18 protein-coding genes are annotated in these 23,720 nt (G+C 43.4%); 10 read left to right on the forward strand and 8 right to left on the reverse strand.

All coding sequences use genetic code 11. The features are described 5' to 3' along the window. Window positions 1-182 precede the first annotated feature (182 nt). Complete coding sequence (locus AC0VZ9_RS02080) at window positions 183-1,151, forward strand: DMT family transporter (protein WP_009335935.1); 969 nt, start codon at window positions 183-185, stop codon at window positions 1,149-1,151. Window positions 1,152-1,265: 114 nt separating this feature from the next. After that, window positions 1,266-1,943 (forward strand): DUF421 domain-containing protein, encoded by a 678-nt coding sequence (locus AC0VZ9_RS02085; protein WP_009335934.1) that lies wholly within the window; start codon window positions 1,266-1,268, stop codon window positions 1,941-1,943. A 29-nt stretch (window positions 1,944-1,972) separates the two neighbouring features. On the opposite strand, the gene AC0VZ9_RS02090 is transcribed toward AC0VZ9_RS02085, so the two are convergent. The 4 genes from AC0VZ9_RS02090 to AC0VZ9_RS02105 all read right to left on the reverse strand — a co-directional run bounded on the left by AC0VZ9_RS02090 (window position 1,973) and on the right by AC0VZ9_RS02105 (window position 6,149). Next, on the reverse strand, window positions 1,973-2,935 hold the full coding sequence (locus AC0VZ9_RS02090) for a D-2-hydroxyacid dehydrogenase (protein WP_071156475.1): 963 nt from the start codon (window positions 2,933-2,935) through the stop codon (window positions 1,973-1,975). Between the two features lie 176 nt (window positions 2,936-3,111). Then, window positions 3,112-3,459, reverse strand: coding sequence for a hypothetical protein (locus AC0VZ9_RS02095; RefSeq protein WP_009335932.1), 348 nt, complete (start codon window positions 3,457-3,459; stop codon window positions 3,112-3,114). A gap of 239 nt (window positions 3,460-3,698) precedes the next feature. After that, the gene (locus AC0VZ9_RS02100; RefSeq protein WP_226280802.1) at window positions 3,699-4,517 is read right to left on the reverse strand and encodes an MBL fold metallo-hydrolase; all 819 of its coding nucleotides are present in this window, start codon (window positions 4,515-4,517) and stop codon (window positions 3,699-3,701) included. A gap of 186 nt (window positions 4,518-4,703) precedes the next feature. After that, window positions 4,704-6,149 (reverse strand): TerD family protein, encoded by a 1,446-nt coding sequence (locus tag AC0VZ9_RS02105; protein WP_217027440.1) that lies wholly within the window; start codon window positions 6,147-6,149, stop codon window positions 4,704-4,706. 452 nt (window positions 6,150-6,601) lie between these two features. Here AC0VZ9_RS02105 and AC0VZ9_RS02110 point away from each other — a divergent pair, with 452 nt between their 5' ends. Beyond that, a complete protein-coding gene (locus AC0VZ9_RS02110; RefSeq protein ID WP_009335929.1) occupies window positions 6,602-7,324 on the forward strand; it encodes a glycerophosphodiester phosphodiesterase in 723 nt (240 codons plus the stop codon). Between the two features lie 226 nt (window positions 7,325-7,550). Here the strand turns inward: AC0VZ9_RS02110 and AC0VZ9_RS02115 are convergent, their stop codons facing one another. From AC0VZ9_RS02115 to AC0VZ9_RS02125, 3 genes are all read right to left on the reverse strand, one after another. Further along, window positions 7,551-7,991 (reverse strand): hypothetical protein, encoded by a 441-nt coding sequence (locus AC0VZ9_RS02115; RefSeq protein ID WP_475396990.1) that lies wholly within the window; start codon window positions 7,989-7,991, stop codon window positions 7,551-7,553. A gap of 9 nt (window positions 7,992-8,000) precedes the next feature. Further along, window positions 8,001-8,351, reverse strand: coding sequence for an ASCH domain-containing protein (locus AC0VZ9_RS02120; protein WP_009335927.1), 351 nt, complete (start codon window positions 8,349-8,351; stop codon window positions 8,001-8,003). Between the two features lie 128 nt (window positions 8,352-8,479). Continuing rightward, window positions 8,480-10,171 carry a glutamine--tRNA ligase/YqeY domain fusion protein gene (locus AC0VZ9_RS02125; protein ID WP_251156670.1) on the reverse strand — a complete coding sequence of 564 codons (1,692 nt, stop codon included), beginning with the start codon at window positions 10,169-10,171 and terminating at the stop codon, window positions 8,480-8,482. A gap of 303 nt (window positions 10,172-10,474) precedes the next feature. Here AC0VZ9_RS02125 and AC0VZ9_RS02130 point away from each other — a divergent pair, with 303 nt between their 5' ends. The 5 genes from AC0VZ9_RS02130 (at window position 10,475) to AC0VZ9_RS02150 (ending at window position 19,709) form a co-directional block, all read left to right on the forward strand. Continuing rightward, entirely contained in the window at window positions 10,475-11,239 is a 765-nt protein-coding gene (locus AC0VZ9_RS02130; RefSeq protein ID WP_050807844.1) for an alpha/beta hydrolase, read from the forward strand. A gap of 185 nt (window positions 11,240-11,424) precedes the next feature. Next, window positions 11,425-12,627 carry an MFS transporter gene (locus AC0VZ9_RS02135; protein WP_034297759.1) on the forward strand — a complete coding sequence of 401 codons (1,203 nt, stop codon included), beginning with the start codon at window positions 11,425-11,427 and terminating at the stop codon, window positions 12,625-12,627. Between the two features lie 443 nt (window positions 12,628-13,070). Further along, entirely contained in the window at window positions 13,071-15,818 is a 2,748-nt protein-coding gene (locus tag AC0VZ9_RS02140) for a dynamin family protein (RefSeq protein WP_251175355.1), read from the forward strand. 182 nt (window positions 15,819-16,000) lie between these two features. Beyond that, window positions 16,001-18,796 (forward strand): ATP-binding protein, encoded by a 2,796-nt coding sequence (locus tag AC0VZ9_RS02145; protein WP_009335922.1) that lies wholly within the window; start codon window positions 16,001-16,003, stop codon window positions 18,794-18,796. Between the two features lie 97 nt (window positions 18,797-18,893). Further along, complete coding sequence (locus AC0VZ9_RS02150; protein WP_009335921.1) at window positions 18,894-19,709, forward strand: CheR family methyltransferase; 816 nt, start codon at window positions 18,894-18,896, stop codon at window positions 19,707-19,709. Window positions 19,710-19,874: 165 nt separating this feature from the next. On the opposite strand, the gene AC0VZ9_RS02155 is transcribed toward AC0VZ9_RS02150, so the two are convergent. Further along, a complete protein-coding gene (locus tag AC0VZ9_RS02155) occupies window positions 19,875-21,017 on the reverse strand; it encodes a PP2C family protein-serine/threonine phosphatase (RefSeq protein ID WP_251175354.1) in 1,143 nt (380 codons plus the stop codon). A gap of 347 nt (window positions 21,018-21,364) precedes the next feature. Here AC0VZ9_RS02155 and AC0VZ9_RS02160 point away from each other — a divergent pair, with 347 nt between their 5' ends. Together AC0VZ9_RS02160 and AC0VZ9_RS02165 are read left to right on the forward strand one after the other, a co-directional pair. Then, entirely contained in the window at window positions 21,365-22,729 is a 1,365-nt protein-coding gene (locus tag AC0VZ9_RS02160) for an aspartate kinase (RefSeq protein ID WP_009335919.1), read from the forward strand. Between the two features lie 238 nt (window positions 22,730-22,967). Beyond that, on the forward strand, window positions 22,968-23,606 hold the full coding sequence (locus tag AC0VZ9_RS02165; protein WP_009335918.1) for a hypothetical protein: 639 nt from the start codon (window positions 22,968-22,970) through the stop codon (window positions 23,604-23,606). Window positions 23,607-23,720 lie beyond the last annotated feature (114 nt).

Here is a 23,720-nt window from a genome sequence, read left to right on the forward strand (position 1 = left end):
AAGAGCAGCCGTTCCTTTGATGGGAGGCTGCTCTTGCTATTATACAGCTGCTTTGCGCTTTTCACGGTTGTTCATCCACCGAAAAACCCTGGTATGCCAACAGTCCAGATGGGTGTTTTTCATGCCATCACTTTCATATTTAAAGCCTTAAAAAGTCATCTTCCCATTTGAAATATGATAAAATGATACAAATTATGAACTTGGATTTTCTGGAAAGAAGGATCGATGTGAAAAACATAAAAACATACATTCTCCTCATTTCCATCATGGCTTTATGGGGATTGAATGTGAGCATTATAAAAATTCTTGTCAGTTATTTTCCTCCGGTTTCGATTACTTCTTTGCGAATACTAACTGCGGGTATAACCGTATTTTTGATATTAAGCATAATGGGGAAAGTAAGAAAGCCGAGCCGGAAGGAAATCTCGTACATTGTATTTGGCGGCCTTTTAAGTGTTGTCAGCCACCATCTTTTTCTGGCTATAGGCTTAACGGGAACAAGTGCGGTGAATGGGGGGCTTATTCTAGGTGCAGGTCCGCTCTTAACAGCCATACTGTCTTCCATTCTGCTGCGCAATAAGCCTACAGGCATCCAGGTTCTGGGTTTTCTGCTTGGGGGTGCAGGCGTGACCTTTATTGTCCTTTCAGGAAATAAAGGGATATCGAGCTTAACTCCAGGAGATTTCTTTGTGTTCCTGTCCATTCTTTCACAGGCTCTTAGCTTCATTGTAATCAGCAAGGCTTCGAAAACGCTTGATCCGCGATTGCTGACAGGCTATATGCTGATTTTTGGAGGGGTGATCCTTTTTGTAATGGCCAGCATAATGGAACCCGGCGGACTTAAGGGTATAACCGAAGCCCCAGCCTATGTTTGGGCTGCATTTGCCGCATCTGCCGTATTGGCAACAGCTATCGGCCATATGGTTTATAACACAGCCATCCGTAATATTGGGCCTGCAGAAGCCAGTATATTTTTGAACCTGAATACCTTTTTCTCATTGGCAGGCTCAGCGTTCATTCTTGGTGAAGTAATTACTATAAACCATATGCTCGGGCTGGTTCTTATTGTGGGAGGTGTCATTTCAGGATCCGGAGCATTGGAGGAATTAGTATTCAGGAAGCGGAGAAAAGAAAATAGCCAGTATATGTAAAGTGGTCTCTTGACATAGGGATCACTTTTTTTTGCAAAAAGTGGAATAGGAGAAAAGGTGTATTCGAAGTCTGGTAAGGGGAATAGAGAGGATATAGAGAGAGGAGGAGCATTGATGTATTTATCAATAACAGTAAAAATGGCTGTTGGGCTAGTTGCCTTGTTAGCTGTTACCCGAATTCTTGGAAAGAAGGAGCTTTCACAGGTAACTCCGTTTGATTTTGTTTATGCGGTTGTTCTTGGAGGGATTATTGAGGAAACCATTTATGATGAAAAAATAACAACGCTGCAGGTGATCTATTCGGCTTTATTGTGGGGAGCATTTATTTACATTATTGAAATTCTGGCAAAAAAGAAAAATATATTCAGGGCGATTTTAAAGGGAAGGGAGTCGGTCCTTGTCAAGGATGGCAAGCTGAATGTGAAGGAGATGGAGAAAAACCATCTTGAAATGGAACAGCTGAGAACAATGCTGCGCCAAAAAGGAATATTCAGCATGAATGAAGTTAAATACGCTTACCTTGAGACCAATGGCGGCTTAAGTGTAATGAAATACCAAAAACAAGAGCCTGTCACTCCTGAATTGATGAAACTTGAGGTGAAGGAAAAGAAACCTTCAACTTTACTGATTGATGAAGGAGAAGTAGTGGAAGACGGCATTAAATTACTGGGGAAAGATGGGGATTGGCTGAGGGAGTCTATTAAAACGGAAGGCTACCATAATATCAAAGATATTTTCTGTGCAGAGTGGTCGGAAGAAGAAGGGTTTTATATCGTATCTTATAAAAAATGAGCCTTGCGAATGCTGCAAGGCTCTCTTTATTAATATCCCTTTTTATAATCTACCTGATTAATGCCGGGATTACCGCTGTTTATGTACTCTTTTAAATTAGGAATGAATATATCTTCAATCACACGCTTGGTATAGTATTCCGTCGATCCGGCAGTATGCGGGGTAATGATGACATTATCCTGTTCCCATAGCGGGCTGTCTTCAGAAAGCGGTTCTTTTTCAAATACATCCAGCCCTGCACCGGCAATCTGTCCGTTCTGCAGTGCGGCAATCAAATCTGTTTCTTTTACAATTTCACCCCGGCCGATATTGATGAAGAAAGCAGTGTCCTTCATGCGGGTAAACTGTTCGGCTCCGAATAGCTGCCGTGTTTCCTGTGTAAGCGGAAGTGTGACGACAACATAGTCACATCGAGGCAGCACATCGTTCAACTGGCTGGAAGTATACATTTCATCTATATACTCTTCAGGTTTTCCGGAGTGTCGAACCCCAATAACCTTCATACCGAATGCTTTGGCAATCCTGGCAGTTTCCTTCCCGATGGCTCCGGTGCCAATCATGCCGATGGTTTTATTGTGAATTTCAAGCTTCATTCCAGAATGGTGCCATACCTTAGCTTGCTGATTTTTTACATATGTATGGATTTTGCGGGTGAGCCCAAGCATTAATGCGAAAATCGTTTCTGAAATGGGGTTAGCATGTACGCCATTTGCGCTGGTAATCTGGATGCCCTGTGATTCCATTTCTGCCAGGGGCAGAGAATCGACCCCGGCACTCCAGGACTGGAACCAGCGAAGATTGCTGTTTCCCTCAAGGACCATCTCTTTTAGTTCCTTTTTCCAGCCGGCGATCACTTCGGCTTCTTTCAGCTCATTGTGCCAGTTTGCTGAATCTTTTCCGGATATGAGCTCCCAATCGGGGATGATTTCTTTAATTTTATCAATCTGTGAGGGTTCCAGATCATGTGTGACGATACAGGTTCTATTTGACATGTGTGTTCCTCCAAATTTTATTTTTTGAAAAGTCGGTAAATATATCATAGTCTATAAAACTATAAATGTGAACTTTTCGAATAAAATAGCTATCATAAGATAAATAAGTTTGTTGAGGTTGAGCGGTACGGAAACAAAAAGCCCCCGGGCGATGGACCCGGGGGCTTAATTATCTATTAAGAGGGCTGAAACCCTATTAATTTTGCTTTCTTATCAACGCCGAGTGTCTGTTTATCCGGGAAGGTAATGACAGAACTGATATAATCCCAGCGGATCAGAAAATGGGTGACGCAATCTTCTTCCTTCTGCTGTTCTTCTGGGATGTCGGTACCGTCTTCCTCTTTGACCATAGTGCGTTTGAAGCAAGGATTCTCAACCCATATTCCCATGCTTTCTGTTTTGATCAGTTTAACAAGGTACCATTCATCGGGCTGATAAATGCCTGTGATGGAGCCGACGAGATCATTTGGGAAGTTCTTGAATTTTATTTGAATTTTTTGTCCTGTAAAGTTTTCAAGATGCATATATGAACCTCCTGAACTATTAAAATTCGTTTTATTATACTCTTCCTTTTTTTGATTGTTTTAAACATCAAAAAAGCAAGATCCACCCGATTTGGTGAACCTCGCTTTTTTATTGTTTACCAGAAAATTAAAAAATCGCAACGTGTAAATAAGTTTGAGGATAAGTTTATTCACGGCTGGCTCACAGCGCCTGCCCCCTCGAGGTGTCAGGGGTGAGCGAGGCGCTTACACTTTTGTTTTTAGCCTTCCCCGTCTACATATTTTCCGTGATCAGGAACGGCAATTTCATCAAAATCATTTACGAGCTTGGCGAGGCTTTCCCTTAATACAGCAGCAGCCATTGGAATGCCATGACCGGTGATGGCGACATCTGGCTGAAGGGCTTCAAGTTTCTGTACGGAAGTCCGGGCAGAATCCCAATCAGTTGTGAGGTAGCGGGGCGGGCCGCTGATTTCCTGTTCCTGGGTGAGCACACTATATAAGGACTCCTGCTTCACTGTTACGAAAGCGTCACCTGCAATCAGCACGCGATCCGACTCCCTGAATAAGGAAACATGGCCGGGAGTATGACCTGGTGTGTGAATCCATATCCATCCTTCCATATGGGGAACATTTCCGTCTTCAGGGAAAGGCTGAATATGGGTATCGAGATCAATGCCTTCATGCGGAAAAGTGGGGGACATCTTTGCGACAAGTCCGCCTTCAACACTCGCGTCAGGTTTTGGGTAATCCTGCTGTCCTGTTAAGAATGGCATTTCGAGTGTATGAGCGTATACAGGAACTTGCCAGTGCTCAACTAAATCAATAATTGCACCAACATGGTCAAAGTGGCCATGTGTAAGAATAATGGCTTTCGGTCTTGCGTTCTCTCCAAAGAGTTCTTCCGCCGCATCCATAATTTTTTCTGCAGATTTTGGCATGCCTGCGTCAACCAGAACCCAGTCGCCGGGCTTTTCTGATATTCGCACAAAACAAACATTCACAATCTGAACTGTCAGGCAGTAGACTCCATCCGCTTCATTAACAATCATTCCGCTCGTGGAGGAAGTCATGGGCATATAGCGTTCAGTAGATGAACTTTCCTTCAAGGATATTACCTCCTTAGTAATTTTAGAAATAACAGGGCATTTATCTTTTTGAGTATACCCGCATGTGAACTTTGTATGCGGCATATTCAGGAGGAGTAGGGAATAAATGCAAAAAAGCTCTGCCTGAAATTCGGCAGAGCTTGGGTACATTATATATTAAGATAGAAATTCATGCGGGTTTAAACCGAGTTCCATGCAGATCTCTGTAACAGCCTGTTTTTCATTTTGATCAAAGTTCCCGTCGGCATATCCGATCGCGATGCAATAACGGGCTACGAGGCGGGCGATCTCAGGCTTATTTCTTACCCGGCCAACTGCTTTAAAGGCTTCGGCCCGCCCGATGATCGGGTCCATTTCAATCCGCTGTACGAACATATTGAATTGCTGTATCACTTTTTGTGTATCAAACACTTTTAATTCCTGGCTGCTGTTTACAAACTCGACCATCTTTTGACGTTCAGTTGGATCAAGCCTGCCATCTGCCATGCCGACAAGGGCGCATGAAGCTACAACGGCGTCCAGGACATCCTGGCTCTTGAATCGTGTAAACAGCTCCTGGGCACGGCGCTTTTGGTCATTGGCCCATTGTGCGTAATCCTTCTGATTAGGTGACCATGAATTACCGCAGGAATTACAGGTGAGCTTCAGCTGGTTTTTTCCGATAAAGCCGCCAAGAAGTCCTACAGGCCCAAGGATGAGTCCTCCAATCGCCGCTTTTCCAAGGCCAAATCCTTTTTGGCCGGTCCGGATGTTAGTGGATCCGCAGCGGGTGCAGGCGATATTTCCATCTGTATAGGATTGAGCCTGGACCGGCTGCCCAATACCTGTCTGCCCGCCAAATGATGGCTGCGAAGGTAGCGTGTTATAAGAAGTCTGATTGTAGGCAGGCTGGCCAAAGGACGGTGAGTTGTATCCTGATTGTGCCTGCTGGCTATATTGCTGCTGGTTTTGTTGAGGACTGAATCCTTGAGCTGGCTGCTGATATTGACCCTGGCTGAATGAGTGCTGCTGACTTGGAGCAGGCTCATCATCTACGGAAACACCGAAGTTGCGGCAAAGGGCAGCTAATCCACCCTGGAATCCACTTGCAATGGCATTGAATTTCCACTCGCCATTGTGACGGTAAAGCTCTGCAGCGACGATTGCTGTTTCAACAGTAAAATCGCGCCCAAGGTCGAAGCGGAGAAGCTCTTCATTTGTCATGGCATTAAAAATTCTCACATAAGCATTGGAAACTTGTCCAAAGCTCTGTCCTTTCATCTGGGCATCATGAATGGTAATAGTAAAAGCAATTCGATGGATATGCTGCGGCACCTTATGTAACTCGATGCGGATTTGCTCATCATCCCCGGCACCTGCCCCAGTTCTATTATCACTGCTGTAAAGGATGGATCCGTTTCCGCCGGATGGATTATTATAAAACACAAAGTCACTATCACTTTGCACTTTGCCGGATGCACCTGTTAAAAAGGCTGAAGCGTCCAGGTCATATTGCGATTGATTATGGCTGACATCCCAGCCCAATCCTGCCATCACAACCTGCAAACCAGGATTGGTTTTGGTCAAATCTACTTTTTGTCCCTTGCTCAATCGAACTCCCACAGATTTCACTCCTAATTTGTTTTTATACTTAGAATTAAAAACTTTGTACTTTAAAAACTGTCTAGCTCCAGCGCCTACCCCCTCGAGGTCACAAGCCTGTCTAGTTGCGGCTCCTAGGGACGAAAGACTAGCCAATCCCTTCCAGAAGGGAAGAACACCTTCTTGCAGGGCTCGTCTTATGCTTGTCGTCCCCTCCACATTTCGGACAATCCTCCCAAAAGGGCAAAAAACGCCTTTCCGGAAGGCTTGTCTTGTGCTTGCCGGGGGGGCAAGGCGCTTCCGCTTTTCTTTTTATACGTTCTGAGAAGAAAGAAGTTTCATAGTTTTCATTATAAGGGAATTGGAAGCGAAGGGAAACTTGAGCGGCTATTCTGAGGATGAAAAAAATGGTTTTGGGGCAGGCCGTAGAATAGAATATTAATAATGATGTTGTTGACTTAGGAGGAGATAATTTGAATAAAAGAGCAAAAGTCTTTGCACACCGCGGCGTCAGCGGACATTTTCCAGAAAATACGATGGCCGCCTTCCAGGCCGCATTGGAGGCAGGGGCAGATGGAATTGAATTGGATGTGCAGATGGCGAAGGATGGAAAGCTGGTGATCATTCACGATGAAACTGTGGATAGAACAACGGGCGGCACCGGTTATATAAAGGACATGACCTTTGAAGAAATCCTGCGGCTTGATGCAGGGAGCTGGTTTGGGAATGTTAACACCGGCGAAACAATTCCGGATCTGGAGCAGCTTTTACAATGGGCAGTTAGGGAAGGCAACGAACTGCTGATTAATATTGAATTGAAAAATGATTTGATTGAATATCCCGGGATGGAAGAAAAGGTTATTGATCTTATTCTAAATTATAAATTGGAACAGCGTGTCATAATATCATCTTTCAATCCAGAGAGTCTGAAAAGAGTCCGGGACTTGCATGCCACTTTGCAGACGGGCTATTTGATTGAAGGCATCCCTGAAAACACACTCGAAATGGCAAAAAAAATAGGGGCAAACAGCATTCATTGTGAAGAGGGGTTTGCTCTATCGGAGTTTGGGAGGGAAGCAAAAGAAGCAGGGTTTCCGTTGCGGGTATATACCGTAAATGATGAAACCCGCAGCGGATTGTTAAATAATGCCGGAGTCGAAGTGATTATGACCGATTTTCCGGAAAGGTTTTTGTAATAAAGAGTTTATTGCCTATGTAAATTCCGTTTATCTCCGAGACATTTGATATATCCGTGAAAATATCAAGATATTCGCGAAATTCAGAATATATTCACGCAAACAAAAATTCCGCGAAAATTAGGATTTATCAGACATTCGGATATAAACACGAATTCGAATGCCATGCAGCAGAATGCCATCAAAAAAACAAGCGCGGATCTCCAGCGCTTGTTTTTAGTTAACTCTACCAAAGTACAGGTTTGGCCACCATGAACCAGAGCATGAGCAGTAATAGAAAAAGGTAAATCCAGACTGAGCGGGTAAGTTTCCTGACAAGAAACTGCTGATCTGCTCCAGGCGCATCAAATTTCTTCAGAACGGGAGAAAAGGCTCGGGCGAGAAAAAAGACAGAGCCTCCCATTACCGCCAGGGTCGCAACGATCCAGGATGTCGTCCAGCCCCAATGGCTGTTCACGATAAGAAGGACACCCGAGCCTACAAGTACATGTCCTGCATGCTTGACAAGGCGCACGGATGTCCTGAAGATGCTTATGTATGCCTGCTGAACCCCGGGCTCAGCCGATTCCAATTTATTGACGATTGGAATCAGAACAAAAAATGGGCCAACAGAAAGTATGGCACTGCTGACATGGATGTACAGCAGTATTCGGTACAGTATGTCCATTCCGGCAGATTACTTCTTCACTGCGCTGAATTCATGAACCCATACACGCATCTGCGGAAGCCATGGCATTCCCGGATGCATGGAAAGAATGGATTGTTTGTAGTCTTCCAAGCTTTCGAAGCCTTCCTGGCGGGCATGCTCGTCTGTTAATTCACCAAGGGATTGGGAATAAACTTTATTTACAACAAAGTCCTGGCCTTCAAGTGTCATGATTTCCCCGACATCAGCATATCTGCCATTACGGCGTGTGGCTGTTTTTTTTCCTGCAAGAACCTTCTCCACGTCCTCTTTAACTGTGACCATTCTGTCTACGGAACAGGTTTTTGGCGGTAATGTATTTGGATCATGCTGATTTGACATTATGCTATTCCTCCTTATGTAAATGCTTACCTTTTAAACCTTACCATATTTTCAAGCCGGAAGGTAGCTGTGTTTAAGAGCAGTTTTTATAAAAAAGGCTTGAGGAAATTCTTCCTCAAGCCTAAAAATTACTTTAACTTAAATGAACTCTTCAGTGATACAATCCTGTTAAAAACAGGTTTTTCTGCTGTTGTGTGTTTCGGGTCGACATTGAAATACCCATGGCGGAAGAATTGGAATTTATCCTGGGCTTTTACATCCTTCATGTTAGGTTCAATGAAACCATTAACAATTTCAAGTGAGTTCGGGTTCACGTAGTCAAGGAACGTTTTTCCTTCAGCATCGCTTTCAGCAGCATCATCTGTGTCTGTCTCAGCGTTCTGATCGGCATCTTCGTCAAGAATCAATGGCTCGTATAAACGGAATTCAGCCGGAATAGCACTCTTTGCATCCACCCAGTGAAGGGTACCCTTCACTTTTCGTCCTGTAAAGCCTGTTCCGCTCTTTGTTTCTGGGTCATATGTGCAATGCAGCTCAACAACATTGCCATCCTCGTCCTTGATGACTTCGTTGCACTTGATGAAGTAAGCATGCTTTAAGCGTACTTCATTGCCAGGGAAGAGGCGGAAATATTTTTTCGGAGGATCTTCCATGAAATCGTCCTGTTCTACAAAAATCTCTCTCGAGAAAGGAATTTGGCGTATGCCCATCTCCGGGTTTTCTGGATTGATTTCCGCATCAAGCATTTCAGTCTGATCTTCCGGGTAGTTCGTGATCACAACCTTTAACGGGCGAAGCACACCCATTGTACGAGGGGCTTTTAATTTCAGGTCTTCGCGGACATAATGCTCAAGCATAGCTTCATCCACCACACCGGAACCTTTTGAAACACCCGTTTCTTTTACGAACTCGCGGATTGCTTCCGGAGTATAGCCCTTGCGTCTTAGACCGGAAATCGTCGGCATGCGCGGGTCATCCCAGCCGTCAACATAATTCTCTTCCACAAGCTGCTTCAGTTTTCTTTTGCTCATAACTGTATTAGAAATATTCAGGCGGCCAAACTCGATTTGCTGCGGTGTGCTTTCCATTTCACACTCTGCGACAACCCAGTTATATAGCGGACGCTGGTCTTCAAACTCGGTTGTGCATAAGGAATGGGTAACCCCCTCGATTGCATCCTCAAGCGGATGGGCAAAAGCATACATCGGATAGATGCACCACGTATCACCCGTATTATGGTGAGTTGTATGTGAAACACGATAGATAACCGGATCACGCAAGTTCAGGTTCGGTGATGACATGTCGATCTTTGCTCTAAGAACTTTTGCTCCATTTTCGAATTCCCCGCCCCGCATACGTTCAAATAAATCAAGATTCTCTTCAACTGAACGGCTGCGGTATGGGCTTTCTTTTCCAGGTTCTGTCAGCGTTCCGCGGTATTGGCGGATCTCTTCCTGGCTTAAGTCATCCACATATGCCTTTCCTTTCTTGATTAAAAGAACTGCACGGTTATACATTTCCTCGAAATAATTCGAAGCAAAGTGAAGCTCCTCCCACTCGTAGCCAAGCCATTTAACATCTTCTTTAATGGCATCCACAAATTCCTGATCTTCCTTTAGCGGGTTCGTATCATCAAAACGGAGGTTCGTCTTGCCATTAAAATCATCTGCCAGGCCGAAGTTGATGACAATCGATTTGGCATGTCCGATATGAAGATAGCCGTTCGGCTCAGGCGGGAAACGGGTAATAACCTCTTTACGCTTTCCCGATTCCAGATCCTCTTTAATAATCGTTCGTATAAAATTTGAATTGTTTTCCAAACCGGTATCAGCCTTTCTGTTTATGTAGTTAGTACTTATTTTAATAAGTTCGGGAAGGAAAATAAAGCGAAACTTCCCTTTGCTGCGCTCCTGCCGCTTGCTTTTTGTTTAGAGGGAAAAATGCTGCTTATTTCTTTATTCATTCTATCTATTATAAACAAGACGATGCTGGAAAAAAAGTTTTTCTGAAGACTGGATGCGAAGTTTTACAAAAATGTTAAATATTTTCAAATAAGGAGGGATAGAGTGGGGTGGGAAGAATACCTCTTATTAGGAATTAATCTATTGAATGGAGGAATGAACATGTCTGAAAAGTATCCGATTATAGAAGGCGCAGAACCTTTTTATTATGAAGGAAATGAGATTGGGATTTTGGTTTCACATGGCTTTACCGGTTCAACTCAAAGCATGCGTCCGCTTGGGGAAGCTTATGCAAATGCAGGGTATACGGTCTGTGGTCCACGCTTGCGGGGACATGGCACTCATTATGAAGAAATGGAAACAACGACCTATCAGGATTGGATTCATTCTGTTGAAGAAGGCTATCAGTGGCTGAAAGAGCGCTGCAGTACGATATTCGTTACAGGTCTGTCGATGGGCGGCACCCTGACATTGTATATGGCCGAGAAATATCCGGAGATTAAGGGGATTATCCCGATTAATGCAGCAATTGAGATTTCTGATATGGAGGCAGCAGCCAGCCTGGAGGATGTCCGCTTCCTTGATGCAATTGGTTCAGACATTAAAAACCCTGATATAAAAGAGCTTGCCTATGAAAAGACACCGGTTAAATCGATTGGTGAAATAACGGAACTGATGAAGAAGGTCAAAGGCGATTTAGAAAAAGTGAATTGTCCTGCGCTGATTTTTGTCTCAAAAGAAGATCATGTAGTTCCGCCTTCCAATTCGCAGGAAATATACAGCAGCATTAAATCGGCTGCAAAGGAATTGGTCACCCTGGACAACAGCTATCATGTGGCAACACTGGATAACGATCAGGACATCATTATAGAAAGAACACTGCATTTTCTGCAGCGGGTACTGGAAACAAGCAGTCTGCAGGGGTGATGGGGGAGCTTAATCTGGCTCCTTTTTTTTATGGACTTTATTATAGAAGATTTTCATTGTCTTAATAAAGTTCTACCCCTTGATATGATGCAAAATTCCCGTTCCTTTTTCCAATCAGTTATGGTAGTATTTAGTGATGCGAAATAATTAACTGATTTATTCTGGAGATAAAAGGAAAGCGGGGGATGCAGTTGGTAAGGGCTGTAAAAGAGACTTTATGGACCAAGTCTTTCATAATGCTGATGATCGGGAATTTATTTGTCTTTATGTCGTTTCAGATGCTGATTCCGACACTGCCCCCATATATAAAGTCCATAGGAGCAACTGGTCTTGAAATTGGTCTGGTTACGGCGCTGTTTTCGATTGGAGCCGTTTTGAGCAGGCCTTTCATCGGATTTATGCTTGAATATAGAGCAAGGAAGCAGCTGGTGCTGATAGGGGCAGCGGCGCTTCTGGCCATAACGGTTATTTATCCGCTGTCAAGCGTGGTGATGATTTTTCTGCTGTTCCGATTCATCCACGGACTCGCTTGGGGCTGGTCAACTACTGTGAATGGTACGGCAGCAGTAGATGTAGTGCCTAATTCCCGTCTTGGAGAGGGAATGGGTTACTATGGCCTTAGCGTTACAATCGGGATGATCATCGCTCCGAGTCTTGGAATCTATCTATATCAGATTACCTCTTTTACCAATCTTATTTATATCTCGAGTGTACTTGGCGTAATTGCCATTGGGCTCCTATCCATTGTTCGCTACGAAACGCCTGCAGCTGTTCTGGAAACAAGGAAAGAGGATCTGAAATTCTCTTACTTAGACTCTTTAATCGAAAAAACCAGCTGGTTTCCTGCCTTTATTACGATAATTGTGACATTTGGGTATGGTTCCATCGTAACGTTCATTGTTATTTTTGGTGAAGAGCGCGGTATTGATCAAATTTTCCTTTTTTACCTGTTCAATGCGATCATGGCATCGCTTTCGAGACCGATTTCCGGAAAATGGTTTGACCAGCGGGGGCCAAAGGGACTTGTCCTGCTTTGCACGTTCCTGACCTTTATCGGCATGTGGGTACTTTCTTTCGCTCATTCGAATTTGTTTATTATCATAAGCGGAATTTTGTTCGGAATTGGCTTTGGATCATTGATACCTACTCTGCAGTCTTGGACACTATCAATGACACCATCCAACCGCAGGGGTGTGGCAAATGGAATGTTCTTCTCATCTATCGACCTTGGCATTGGGCTAAGCGGCCTTGTGTTTGGTGTGCTTGCACAGTTTGTGGAAACGGCAGCCCTATTCCAAATATCAAGTGTGTTCCTGATTCTAGGCATGGCTGTTACAATCCTCTATGGCAGACGGCGCTCAGCTGCCCGGCCGCAGCAAGCCTCTTGATGAAGAATATAAACTGGCAGGCAGGAATATATATTTCTGTCTGCCAGTTTTTATTTTGATTGGGGTGGTATTAATATATAGAAGCTGGTTCTAACTATTAAGAATATTACACAGGAATACAGCAATGTTTCAAAAATGATAGAGAAATGAAATTTTTTGCAGAAAAATTTTTGTTACAATATAAGGATAAAGGATGAAAATTGGCGCATTATGCGTTCTTTATAAAAGATAAGAAGGTAAACTCTGAAGTTAGATAACTGTCTAGCTCCAGGCGCCATCGGCTCGAGGTCATAAGCCGATAGGCGGGCGCCTTCCGCTTTTCTTATAAAAGCATGCTGATAAAGCCCTATGATATTAGGAAATCAGCAGGCTGTTCAATAAAACTCTTTTAAAAGCCGGTGCCTTTAGGCGCACTTTTAAAAATAGCACTGCGGGGGATCAAGATGACTTTAGAGAAGCAGCTAATCAGCAAAACCTTTTATGAGACCTTCATGGAATCTAATGAAAATGTGCATCCGATCAGGGTTTTGGGTGAACTGTATGTTGCTGAGCAGCAGAACGAAGTGCCCGATTTAACCAATATCCGTTTCGCCCAGGGTGAGGTGTATTTCCTTAACAAGGATTACGAAGCGGCCATTTTTAAATGGGAGAGCATTCCGAATGAATTGGGGCCATGGGCACAGAAAAATATGGCTGATGCCTATTTTGAATTGGATTTGCTTTCAAATGCAGAGGACTTTTACAAATCGATTGAGACAGATTCAGAAGTGCTGAAAACCGAAGTGCTCCTTCAGCTGTTTTCACTTTACATACAGCGCGGCAAGCTTGAAATGGCTGTTGGATCCATTAAAGATGCGGTCCGGTTAAATCCGGATTATCCGGATGTGACTGATCTGGCACGCGGATTCTTTGAGGAACACAGCGATTGGGGAAATGCGGTGGAGCTGGCTGTCAATGAAGCAATCAGGACGGAATCCCTATCTTGGTTTGAAGTTCTTCATTCGTATGTGGACCAGGGGCGGACAGCTAAAATGGAGCCGAACTATTTCAGCGAGGCGCTTTCGGTGTTATACCGTGTGGACCATGCTCATTTTGAAAGTTTATCAGCCGCTCTATGGAGTAGCTACAAGAAATCAGGTCTTTATTTCTCATGGCTGAAAGAATATAACCATCTTCTCCTGAATATGGAGCCAGGGCGCTCACATACATGGGGCCAGCTTTCCGAGCTTTACAAGGATACTTATTTTGAACTAATCAGCGGTAAGCATCTAATCAGGGACTTATCACACCTGATACCGAATCATATAACTAACTGGTTGAAAATAGCTGCACCTTCGCATTCCCTTGTTTCGGCCTCGGCAGTGCTGGCGTGGAGCGAAATTTTCCCGTCTAATATTGATTCCTCAGCTGTCAGCGAGGCAGAAGGCCTTGTGAATCGCTCTGTCCGCTATCAGGACGGCTTGGAGGAAAGCTTCAAGCTATTTGAAAATGTCATGAAATGGGCGAAGGAAAAGGGCGTGCTGATGGGTGAACGCTTTGAATGGATGGTCCGTGAGCTCCTTGATTTGGATGCAGGGCATTTGCTGATTGCCGGTACGGCATCAAATGGGAAATCCTCGTTTGTCAACACTCTTCTCGGTGAAGAGCTGATGGGAGATTCCACTTCTGCCTCAGTGCTGTTCAAGGATAGTGATGTAGCGGAAATTCATGCCGTTACGGACGAGGAAGTCCGGAGTATTTCTGACCTGGAGGACTTTAGGCAAAGCGCAGAAAAAAGCCAGCAGACACTTATACGATGCAGAATGCCATTCGCCTTTTTACAGAATAATAGACTTGCTGTTATTGATACGCCAGGTCTTGCGGGGCAAAGCAAATTCAGAAATGGTGTGTTCCAATATCTCCATTTCGCAGACAGCATGCTGTTTGTCCTGAATGCGGATTCGCCTCTGACAGATAAAGAGCTGGATCTTGCTGTGAGAATGAGAGAACAGGCTCCGGAATTGCCTATTCATTTCCTTCTCAGTAAAATGGACCGGATTCCAGACAGCCAGGATGCCATGGATCTTCTTGATGAAACTCAGTCCCGTGTTCATACCTACTTTCCAAAAGCAAAGGTGTTTGCTTTCTCCGCCTATTATGAAAGCGAAAGCCAGCTGAAAGATTTAGCAGTCTTTATCAGGTCGATGATGGATGGACGGGACCGGAAAGAAGAGCGTACAGCAAAGGTTCTATACTATGTTAAAAAATCGATCAAATTCCTTCTTGAAAAACGCGTTGAAATGGAAAACAGCTTGATTGACACTATTAAATGGAACGAAGAAATGGTAACAAAACTTAAGGGTGCCAACAATCAGCTGAGTGATATGGAAGAAGAAAAGGTCCGGACAATTAAAAAGTCCTACAGTCAAATTAAAGATAAAATGAGACAGGATCTTGAGAAAAAGATTCCGGAACTGCTTCGGAATTGTTCAGAAATGGTGACAGAGGACAGTGATTTTGGAAAAATCCACACTGAACTCAATGACGAAATGAATAATCGGGTACACGAATATATTGAAGAGACGGTTTTGCCGGATTTCCATGTCTCCATTCAGGAGTGGATTGCTGAAAGTGAAGGAGAGTTCAGAAGCAGCCAGGCATATCTGGATGAAATGAGCGAAAGCTTTAATGAGCTATATGGCGAGGAGAAAATCTCGCTGGCCTGTGACTTCAGGGTGCTGGATGACTGGCGCCGCGACGCGGATCGAATGACGCGGGGAAGTGTTCAGCTGGAAAAGGCCAACATTCTAAACCGCTTTTCGCCATCGCAGTTCCTGCTGAAGAGTGCAGGCAAGCTGCTTGGTGCGATCCAGCAGAATAAAGCCATGCTCCATAATAAATATAAACAGTTCATTGAACACGAAGATTATAGCGAGATCGCAGAATCCATCACCAATAAATTCATGCAGCAATTCGAGCTTTTCGAGAAATCGCTTGAACGGGATATTAAAATGTTCTTCAGAAATCCGTTTGATGTATTGAATCATACGGTTGAAGAGACCTATACGGACATTGCAGATAATAAAGAGGCTTTAAGCGATATGCGCAAAAATCCTGAGATTTACCAGGATCCTCTGACACTATTTGACCTGAAGCTCCGCCAGTTTGAATGGATGACTTCAGCAGGGGAGAAAGTTAAGGAATATCGTTAAACATTAGGAAGGAGTTTTCCTTCCTTTTTTTTTATGAAAAAAAATAGAAAAACAGGTTTGATTTATACCGAATAAGGGTAAAGAAGCCAGTCTATTAAAATTTTTAAGCTCATAAACGTGAACAGGAACTTGAAAACGGAAACAAAGATAAAGAAAAATTGGGGGAAAGAAGGAGAGAACAGGTGAGCTTTAAGAGAAAGCAAATAATGGGTTTGGGCCTAACTGTATTTTTTATGTTTATTCTAATGTTTGTCATTCTGTCTATGGTGAACGGAATGAAGGCAAACATGCTGGAAATTGTGGAGGATCGCTATTATAAGGTAAACCAGGCTACAGAGATCAGACAGCTTTTTTATCAGACAGATCAGCAGCTGCTGAGTGTGCTCACCGACATAGAATCGGCAGATCCCGCCATGACGGCTGAATTGATCGAGGCAAACCATGAAGGGATACAAACCCGGATTTTGAAATTGGAAAATGAATTAAATAGACAGAAATCCAGTCTGCTATTAAAGGAAGTAGAACAGGCATATGAATCATATGCCCAAATGCAAAACAGCTTCATTGGATTAATGGGAAGCAGAGATCTGGATTCCTTGGAAGATCTGTACAGGGATGAAAGGGAAAACCGGAACTCTCTTCTAGTAAAGCTGGCTGAATTTAAAGAATATCAGGAATCCATCATGGCTGATTCGCTGGAAAATGCAAATGAAACATATAGCCAGTTAGTAGCGACTTTGGTTGCTGCGGTTGCAATAGCCATTATTTTAATCGTCGGAGTTACGGTTTGGGTGATTAGAAGTACAGGCAGAAGCATCAGCTTAATTACAAAAGGGATTAAGGATATTGATTATCAAGACCTTTCTTCCATCTCAAGGCTGAATATTGAAACAAAAGATGAGATCGGTGAAATCGCGATAGCCTTTAACTCTATGGCTGATTCACTCGAGAACTATTACGAAAAAGAACAGCGCTATTCGGCTGAAATCAGTGAGCAGAACTGGATTCAAAGCCAGTCTGCTGCATTAGTAAGCATCTATAGCCAGCATGTGACCATAGCGAATTTGGCAGATGATTTTATTTCCAGGCTGGCACCTGCCGCCGGAGCCAATCTCGGAGTCTTTTACGTGAAAGATGACAGCGGAAGCAAACCTGTATATAAAAAACAAGCTGCTTATGCCGATGGGGCGGAAGATGCAGGAAGAGACTTTTTCTTTGCTGGGGAAGGAATAGCAGGGCAAACAGTCAGGGATAAGAAAACAATATTCCTTCATGATGTTCCTGAGGATTACAAGGTCCTATCAACCGGTTTGGGAGATGTCAGGCCGAAAAGCATCATGATGGCACCCGTCATGCTCAAAGACGAGGCCGTTGCAGTTGTGGAATTGGCAAGTTTGCGGCCATTCACTGATGCACAGATCAAGCTCCTGGAAAAAGTAATTGAAACATTAGGAATAGCCATTACGAATATTTCAGGAAGAATGGAGATCGAACGCTTATTGGCAGAATCTCAGGCACAGACAGAGGAACTGCAGGCACAGGCTGAAGAGCTGCAGTCCCAGTCGGAGGAGCTGCAGGCGCAATCTGAAGAAATGCAGAGTCAGTCCGAAGAGTTGCGTATGATTAATGAACAGCTTGAAGAGCGCTCCAGAGATGCGGAAATGAAGTCTGAAGAACTTCAGGCTGCCAAGGAAGAGCTGGAGGAAAAAGCAAAGCAGCTGAGTTTAAGCTCAAAATACAAGTCAGAATTCCTGGCAAATATGTCGCATGAGCTGCGCACGCCGCTTAACAGCATATTGCTTTTATCAGAGATGCTGGCAGAAGACCCGGATCAAATGCTAACTGAAGAACAGAAGGAGTTTTCCAAAGTTATTCATACATCAGGACAGGATTTGCTTACCCTGATCAATGATATTCTGGACCTTTCAAAAGTGGAAGTAGGAAAACTGGAGATCAGCTTTGAGGAAGTCAATATGGGTGAAATGTCGCAGCGTATGAATCAGCATTTTACACAAGTGGCAAAGCATAAAAACCTTGAGTTTACTGTAAGCTCTTCAGAAGAAGTGCCGCCTGTATTCCATACAGATGAGCAGCGGCTGCAGCAAATTGTGAAAAATCTCCTGTCAAATGCATTTAAATTTACGGAAGAAGGTTCAGTAGCAGTCACTTTTGAAAAAGCTGCACAGAGCGATTTCTTTGGTTTGCCGTTATCCGCCTATACAGATGATTGGCTTAAAATAACAGTGCTGGATACAGGCATTGGCATTCCAGCAGAAAAGCAGCAGCTGATTTTTGAAGCCTTCCAGCAGGCTGATGGAGCCACGATGAGAAAATATGGCGGAACGGGCCTGGGATTGTCCATCTCCAAGGAATTTGCCCAGCTGCTCGGCGGCATATGCAAAGTGGAGAGTGAAGAAGGAAAAGGAAGCCGTTTTACACTGGTCATTCCGAATCTGCCAAACGGCATGCCTGAAATTGAGGCAGGAACGCTTGCTTTTGAAGAAGCTGCTGTAACCGCAGAACCTCTGGAGGAAGTGTCTGAGCCAGCATCCCCCCCAGCCGCTGAAGGAAATAGTGAAGCAGACCATCAGCATACAGGTACCGAGCTTAAAGATAAAACAGTCATTGTCGTAGATGATGATCACAGAAATATTTATGCGCTGAAAAATGCTTTGAATAAAGAAGGCATGAATGTCCTTACAGCAGAAAACGGGATGCAATGTCTGGATTTAATAATGGGGACAGAAAAGATTGATATTGTGCTGATGGATATTATGATGCCGGTTATGGATGGTTATGAAACCATGAAGAGGCTTCGCGGGCTGGACAGGCATCAGGATGTTCCAATCATTGCCCTTACTGCCAAGGCAATGAAAGGCGATAGGGAAAAGTGCATGGAAGCCGGTGCAACAGATTATATCAGCAAGCCATTAAAACTGGACCAGCTGCTGTCCGTTATGAGGGTGTGGCTTTCATAGAAGGAACCAGGGGAGCGCCATTTCTAATGTACGGACAGACAGAGGAGCATTCCCCGTATCCATAATTTTATTCTCGAAAGTTGAGGAATGACTAGAATTGAAAAAGGAAGAATTAGAGATAGATTTACTTTTAAAGGCCATTTACGGTTTATCCGGGTATGATTTCCGGCAATATATGCGCTCTTCCATTACAAGGAGGATTCAAAATCGCATTAGCAGGGATCGGCTGCCCAGCATAACAAGCCTCACAGAGAAGGTTATACATGAAGATGGGTATCTGCAAAAGGTCCTGAGCGATTTTTCAATCAATGTTACCGAAATGTTCCGGGATCCTTCGTTTTTTAAAGCTTTTCGAAATGAGGTTGTCCCGATGCTCAGAGAATTGCCTGAGATCAGAATCTGGCATGCAGGCTGTTCGACTGGAGAGGAAGCCTATTCCATGTCTATTTTGATGGAAGAAGAGGGTTTGGGAGAACGAACTAAAATTTATGCCACAGACATCAATGAAAAAGTGCTAAAAAAAGCAGAGAGCGGAATGATCCCTTTGCAAAAAATGCAGCTCTACACAAAGAACTACATTATGGCAGGCGGAAAAAAATCATTTTCTGAATACTATACTACAGATTGTGAAGCAGCTTATTTGAATTCATCCCTGCTTAATCGAATGGTTTTTGCGCAGCATAATCTGGTGACCGATGGCTCATTTAATGAATTTCATGTGATTATATGCCGCAATGTCATGATTTATTTTAATACTGATCTGCAAAGCCATGTTTTTAATCTTTTCAATGAAAGCCTCAGCATGGGAGGGTTTCTGGGACTTGGAAGCAAGGAAGCGCTGAGGATGGAAGTGCCTGTATTTGAAGAAATCAACCTGCAGGAAAAGATTTTCAGGAAGACCGCTCCAGCATAAAAAAGCGGAAACGCCTTGCCCGCCCCCTCGAGGGGCAGGCGCAGGAGCTGGACAATACTCAAAGTTCAAAAGGAATCACATTTTTATCTTTTATATAAAGACAGAGTGCGGACCCTATTTCAGGGACTGCACTCTGTTTTTTTGCAAAAATATTATGTATACACACTAATCTGCCTGGACCAAAACAACACACATATCATCATCAGCGCTTGCCTGCTGCTGTTTAGTCAGAATCATATCGATTGGCTCTGCTGTTCTGGCTGCATTCCAATGGAAGGATGCGAAGCGCTGAAGATATTCACAAGGGTTAAGATTATTCTGCTCCACTGCCTCCTCCACTCCGTCCGTAAACAGGAGCAGCTGGATGGAGTCTATATAGGGAATTGTTTCTTTTTGTATCGTAATATCTTCAAAAAAGCCTACTGCACACATATTGCTTGATAAGCTGAACATTTCCTTTTTATCTGTGAGCGCATATCCGGTTGGATGTCCGGCATTCACATACTCAACGGTTTTGTCTTTTTTATTAAGGACGAGGTAAATGGCTGTAAAATAATATGGAATCCGCTGATTGCGCTGATTAAGGGAATTCATCCACCGATTTAGTTCCTTCATGACGTATTCAGGATCGCTGCATGTTCTGATGGCATCCCTTAGAACAGAAGAAATAAACATGCATACAAGGGATGCTGAAATCCCGTGGCCCATCATGTCCAGCTGGATGGCAGCAAAGCGGTGTTCATCTATTTGGTGCCAGTAATACATATCCCCTGCAAGTTTGTTGGCTGGCAGGTAGGAAGCTTTTAACAGTGTATGTTCATGATAAATCGGCTCGCTCAGCATGCTGGTCTGAACCTGCATGGATAAATCCAATTCATTCTTGATTTTATTTTCCTGCTCCTTATGCCAGTCCTTTTCATATTTAAGTCTTAAAGCAGCACGAATCCGGGCAAGCAGTTCCGTTTTATTTATGGGCTTCATAACATAATCAGTTCCGCCCGCATCAAGAGCCTCAGCTACCTTATTTGAATCTTCCAATGCAGTTACAAAAATCACCGGTATATCCTTTAAATGCGGAATCTGCTGAAGCCGCCGGCATGCCTCAATTCCATCCATCTCCGGCATCATAATATCCATTAAGATAATGTCTGCTTTTATATCAGCTGAAAAAGGTGAATATCCCTGAAGATGCTGAAACATATCCTTTGCAGAAGAAAACGTTAAATGGTCTTTATAACCCGCGCGTTTTAATATATGCTGAATGACAAATAAATTGGCTTGATTATCGTCCACAATTAGGATTCCCATAGACTTTTTCCCTTCCCGTGTTTTACGATTTAATTCTTTATATAAATATCCTTAACATATACCCCGTTTTGACAAGGGGAAAACCATAATATTAATAGTTTATTTGCTTTGGGCAATTTGGCAGAACGGCATAAAATAAACTTTATATTGTAAGCGTTTTCTTTTGTTTTTCTGAAATAATATTATAAAGTGATATAATCACACAAACTAGCTATATTAAATATATCTATATAACTTTGTGTATTTTTATGGTGAACATCTGTATTTTTAGGATAGAATTTCTCTTGATTTCTTTTCGGATAAGAGTAAAATAAAGATTAAATTTTCAGAGATTAGGAGATGTCAGGATGAAAGTCGTAAAGTTCGGAGGATCTTCTTTAGCATCCGGAAAGCAAATCGAAAAAGTTTTCAATATTGTAAATGCTGATCCAGAGCGGAAGATAATCGTCGTCTCGGCTCCTGGAAAGCGATTTTCAGCAGATAATAAGGTTACTGATTTATTAATCGCATGTGCGGAGAAACGGATTCAGGGGGAATCAGCAGATGACTTGGCTGAAGCTGTATTGGATCGGTATGGCCAAATAGCTGATGAATTGGAGCTGGGTCTGGACATTAAAGATATGATCAGGGAGGATCTTTTTACAAGGCTTTCAAGCGATACAGATGATCCTGAAGTTTTTATGGATCTGATCAAAGCGAGCGGCGAGGATAATAACGCTAAGCTTGTTGCAGCTTATTTTCAGCAGCAGGGAGTGGAAGCAAGGTATGTGAACCCGAAGGAAGCGGGATTGCTTGTAAGCCCGGAGCCCGGAAATGCACAGGTTCTTCCTGAGGCATATGAGAATCTATATTCCTTAAAGGAAAAGGACGGGATTATCATTTTTCCAGGTTTCTTTGGATACAGCAGGGATGGGCAGGTGTTCACATTTTCAAGGAGCGGATCGGATGTGACAGGTTCCATTTTGGCTGGAGCAGTCAAAGCGGACTTGTATGAAAACTTTACAGATGTGGATGCTGTTTATTCGGTAAATCCATTTATTGTGGAAAGTCCTAAAGAAATCAAAGAACTGACATACCGCGAAATGCGGGAGCTTTCCTATGCAGGTTTTACCGTCCTGCATGATGAAGCACTTGTGCCGGCATTCAGGGCTGGAATTCCTGTGCAGATTAAAAATACGAATAATCCATCTGCTCCTGGCACCAGGATTGTGAACGAGCGCGATAACACAAACGGACCTGTGATCGGGATTGCCAGTGATCAGGGATTCTGCAGCATATACGTCGGCAAATACTTAATGAACAGGGAAGTCGGCTTCGGAAGGAAGCTGCTGACCATTTTGGAAGAGTATGGCCTCAGCTATGAGCATACCCCGTCAGGAATTGATGACATCTCCATTATTCTTCGGGAAAACCAATTTACTGATGGTGTGGAGGAGGAAATTCTGAGCCGCATTCAATATGAGCTTCACGCGGATGAGGTGAAAATCCAGCATAGCCTGTCGCTTATCATGGTAGTTGGTGAGGGGATGCGCCAAAACATCGGAACAATGGCCCGCGCCTCCAAGGCCCTCGCTAAAGCGAAAGTAAATATGGAAATGATCAATCAGGGCTCATCTGAAGTGAGCATGATGTTTGGCGTACAGGCAGTGGATGAAAAACGCGCGGTACAGGCTCTATATAATGAGTTTTTTGCTGCGGTGGCAGCTGTGTGATCATTATCCGAAGGTAAATCTGCTCATACGAAAGTAAAATGGTTTATCCGAAGGTAAATCTGTTTATACGAAAGTAAAATGTTTTATCCGATAGTAAATAGGCTTTATATGCAAATAAATCAAACGTTTGATTGAAAAAGCTTGGGGCATTAGCCTCGAGCTTTATTTTTTGGAATGAAAAATCTTAAGATAATCAAAATAAGAAGGAAACTTTTTCAATCTGGAAGGAGAAAAGGATATGAAGAAAGTATTGATATTGGGAATAATGCTGCTGCTGCCGCTGAATATGCTAACAGCTCCAGGCAATGCGGCTGCACAGAAACCGTGTATCACCCAATCAGAGGTTAAATTTGGAAATGAATTCCGCAGGTTATGGGTCGACCATGTATTATGGACAAGCAATTACATTACAAGTGCCACAACTGCCGGAGCGGAGGATCAGAAGCAGGTTCTGGCAAGGCTTTTGAAAAACCAGGAGGATATCGGCAATTCGATAAAGCCTTATTATGGAGATGCTGCAGGTAATAAGCTTACAGAGCTGCTTAAGGAGCATATTGTTATTGCCGGAGATATTGTTGAAGCTGCCAAGAGCGGGCAAGGCGCAAAAGTGAATCAGCTGAACAAAATATGGCATCGCAATGCAGATGAGATTGCTGCTTTTCTAAGCGGAGCCAATCCTAATTTGCAAAATGAAGATGTAAAAAAATTGCTGTACACGCACCTCGAATTGGTGACGGATGATTTAACAGCGAGCCTGGTTAAGGATTGGGATGCAAGAATTGTTTCAATTGATGATGGATTGTCGCATATTATCATGATGGCAGATGCCATTTCAGATGCAGTTGTGAAGCAATTCCCAGACAAATTCAAAGGGTGAATACAAGAGGCTTCAGTACATGCTGGAGCTTCTATTATTTTTCCTTTGACAAAGCAGCCTGTCTCATTATAAGCTATTTAGCGTGCTAAATAATTTAATGTAAATTTTTCACAT

This window comes from Cytobacillus sp. QJM3NY_8 (genome assembly GCF_056173585.1).

Excerpts from the sequence above, each read along its gene's own strand:
- AC0VZ9_RS02080 (WP_009335935.1), top strand. The coding sequence starts at position 183 with ATGATACAAATTATGAACTTGGATTTTCTGGAAAGAAGGATCGATGTG.
- AC0VZ9_RS02085 (WP_009335934.1), top strand. The coding sequence starts at position 1,266 with ATGTATTTATCAATAACAGTAAAAATGGCTGTTGGGCTAGTTGCCTTG.
- AC0VZ9_RS02090 (WP_071156475.1), bottom strand. The coding sequence starts at position 2,935 with ATGTCAAATAGAACCTGTATCGTCACACATGATCTGGAACCCTCACAG.
- AC0VZ9_RS02095 (WP_009335932.1), bottom strand. The coding sequence starts at position 3,459 with ATGCATCTTGAAAACTTTACAGGACAAAAAATTCAAATAAAATTCAAG.
- AC0VZ9_RS02100 (WP_226280802.1), bottom strand. The coding sequence starts at position 4,517 with ATGCCCATGACTTCCTCCACGAGCGGAATGATTGTTAATGAAGCGGAT.
- AC0VZ9_RS02115 (WP_475396990.1), bottom strand. The coding sequence starts at position 7,991 with ATGGACATACTGTACCGAATACTGCTGTACATCCATGTCAGCAGTGCC.
- AC0VZ9_RS02120 (WP_009335927.1), bottom strand. The coding sequence starts at position 8,351 with ATGTCAAATCAGCATGATCCAAATACATTACCGCCAAAAACCTGTTCC.
- AC0VZ9_RS02130 (WP_050807844.1), top strand. The coding sequence starts at position 10,475 with ATGTCTGAAAAGTATCCGATTATAGAAGGCGCAGAACCTTTTTATTAT.
- AC0VZ9_RS02135 (WP_034297759.1), top strand. The coding sequence starts at position 11,425 with ATGCAGTTGGTAAGGGCTGTAAAAGAGACTTTATGGACCAAGTCTTTC.
- AC0VZ9_RS02140 (WP_251175355.1), top strand. The coding sequence starts at position 13,071 with ATGACTTTAGAGAAGCAGCTAATCAGCAAAACCTTTTATGAGACCTTC.
- AC0VZ9_RS02155 (WP_251175354.1), bottom strand. The coding sequence starts at position 21,017 with ATGGGAATCCTAATTGTGGACGATAATCAAGCCAATTTATTTGTCATT.
- AC0VZ9_RS02160 (WP_009335919.1), top strand. The coding sequence starts at position 21,365 with ATGAAAGTCGTAAAGTTCGGAGGATCTTCTTTAGCATCCGGAAAGCAA.
- AC0VZ9_RS02165 (WP_009335918.1), top strand. The coding sequence starts at position 22,968 with ATGAAGAAAGTATTGATATTGGGAATAATGCTGCTGCTGCCGCTGAAT.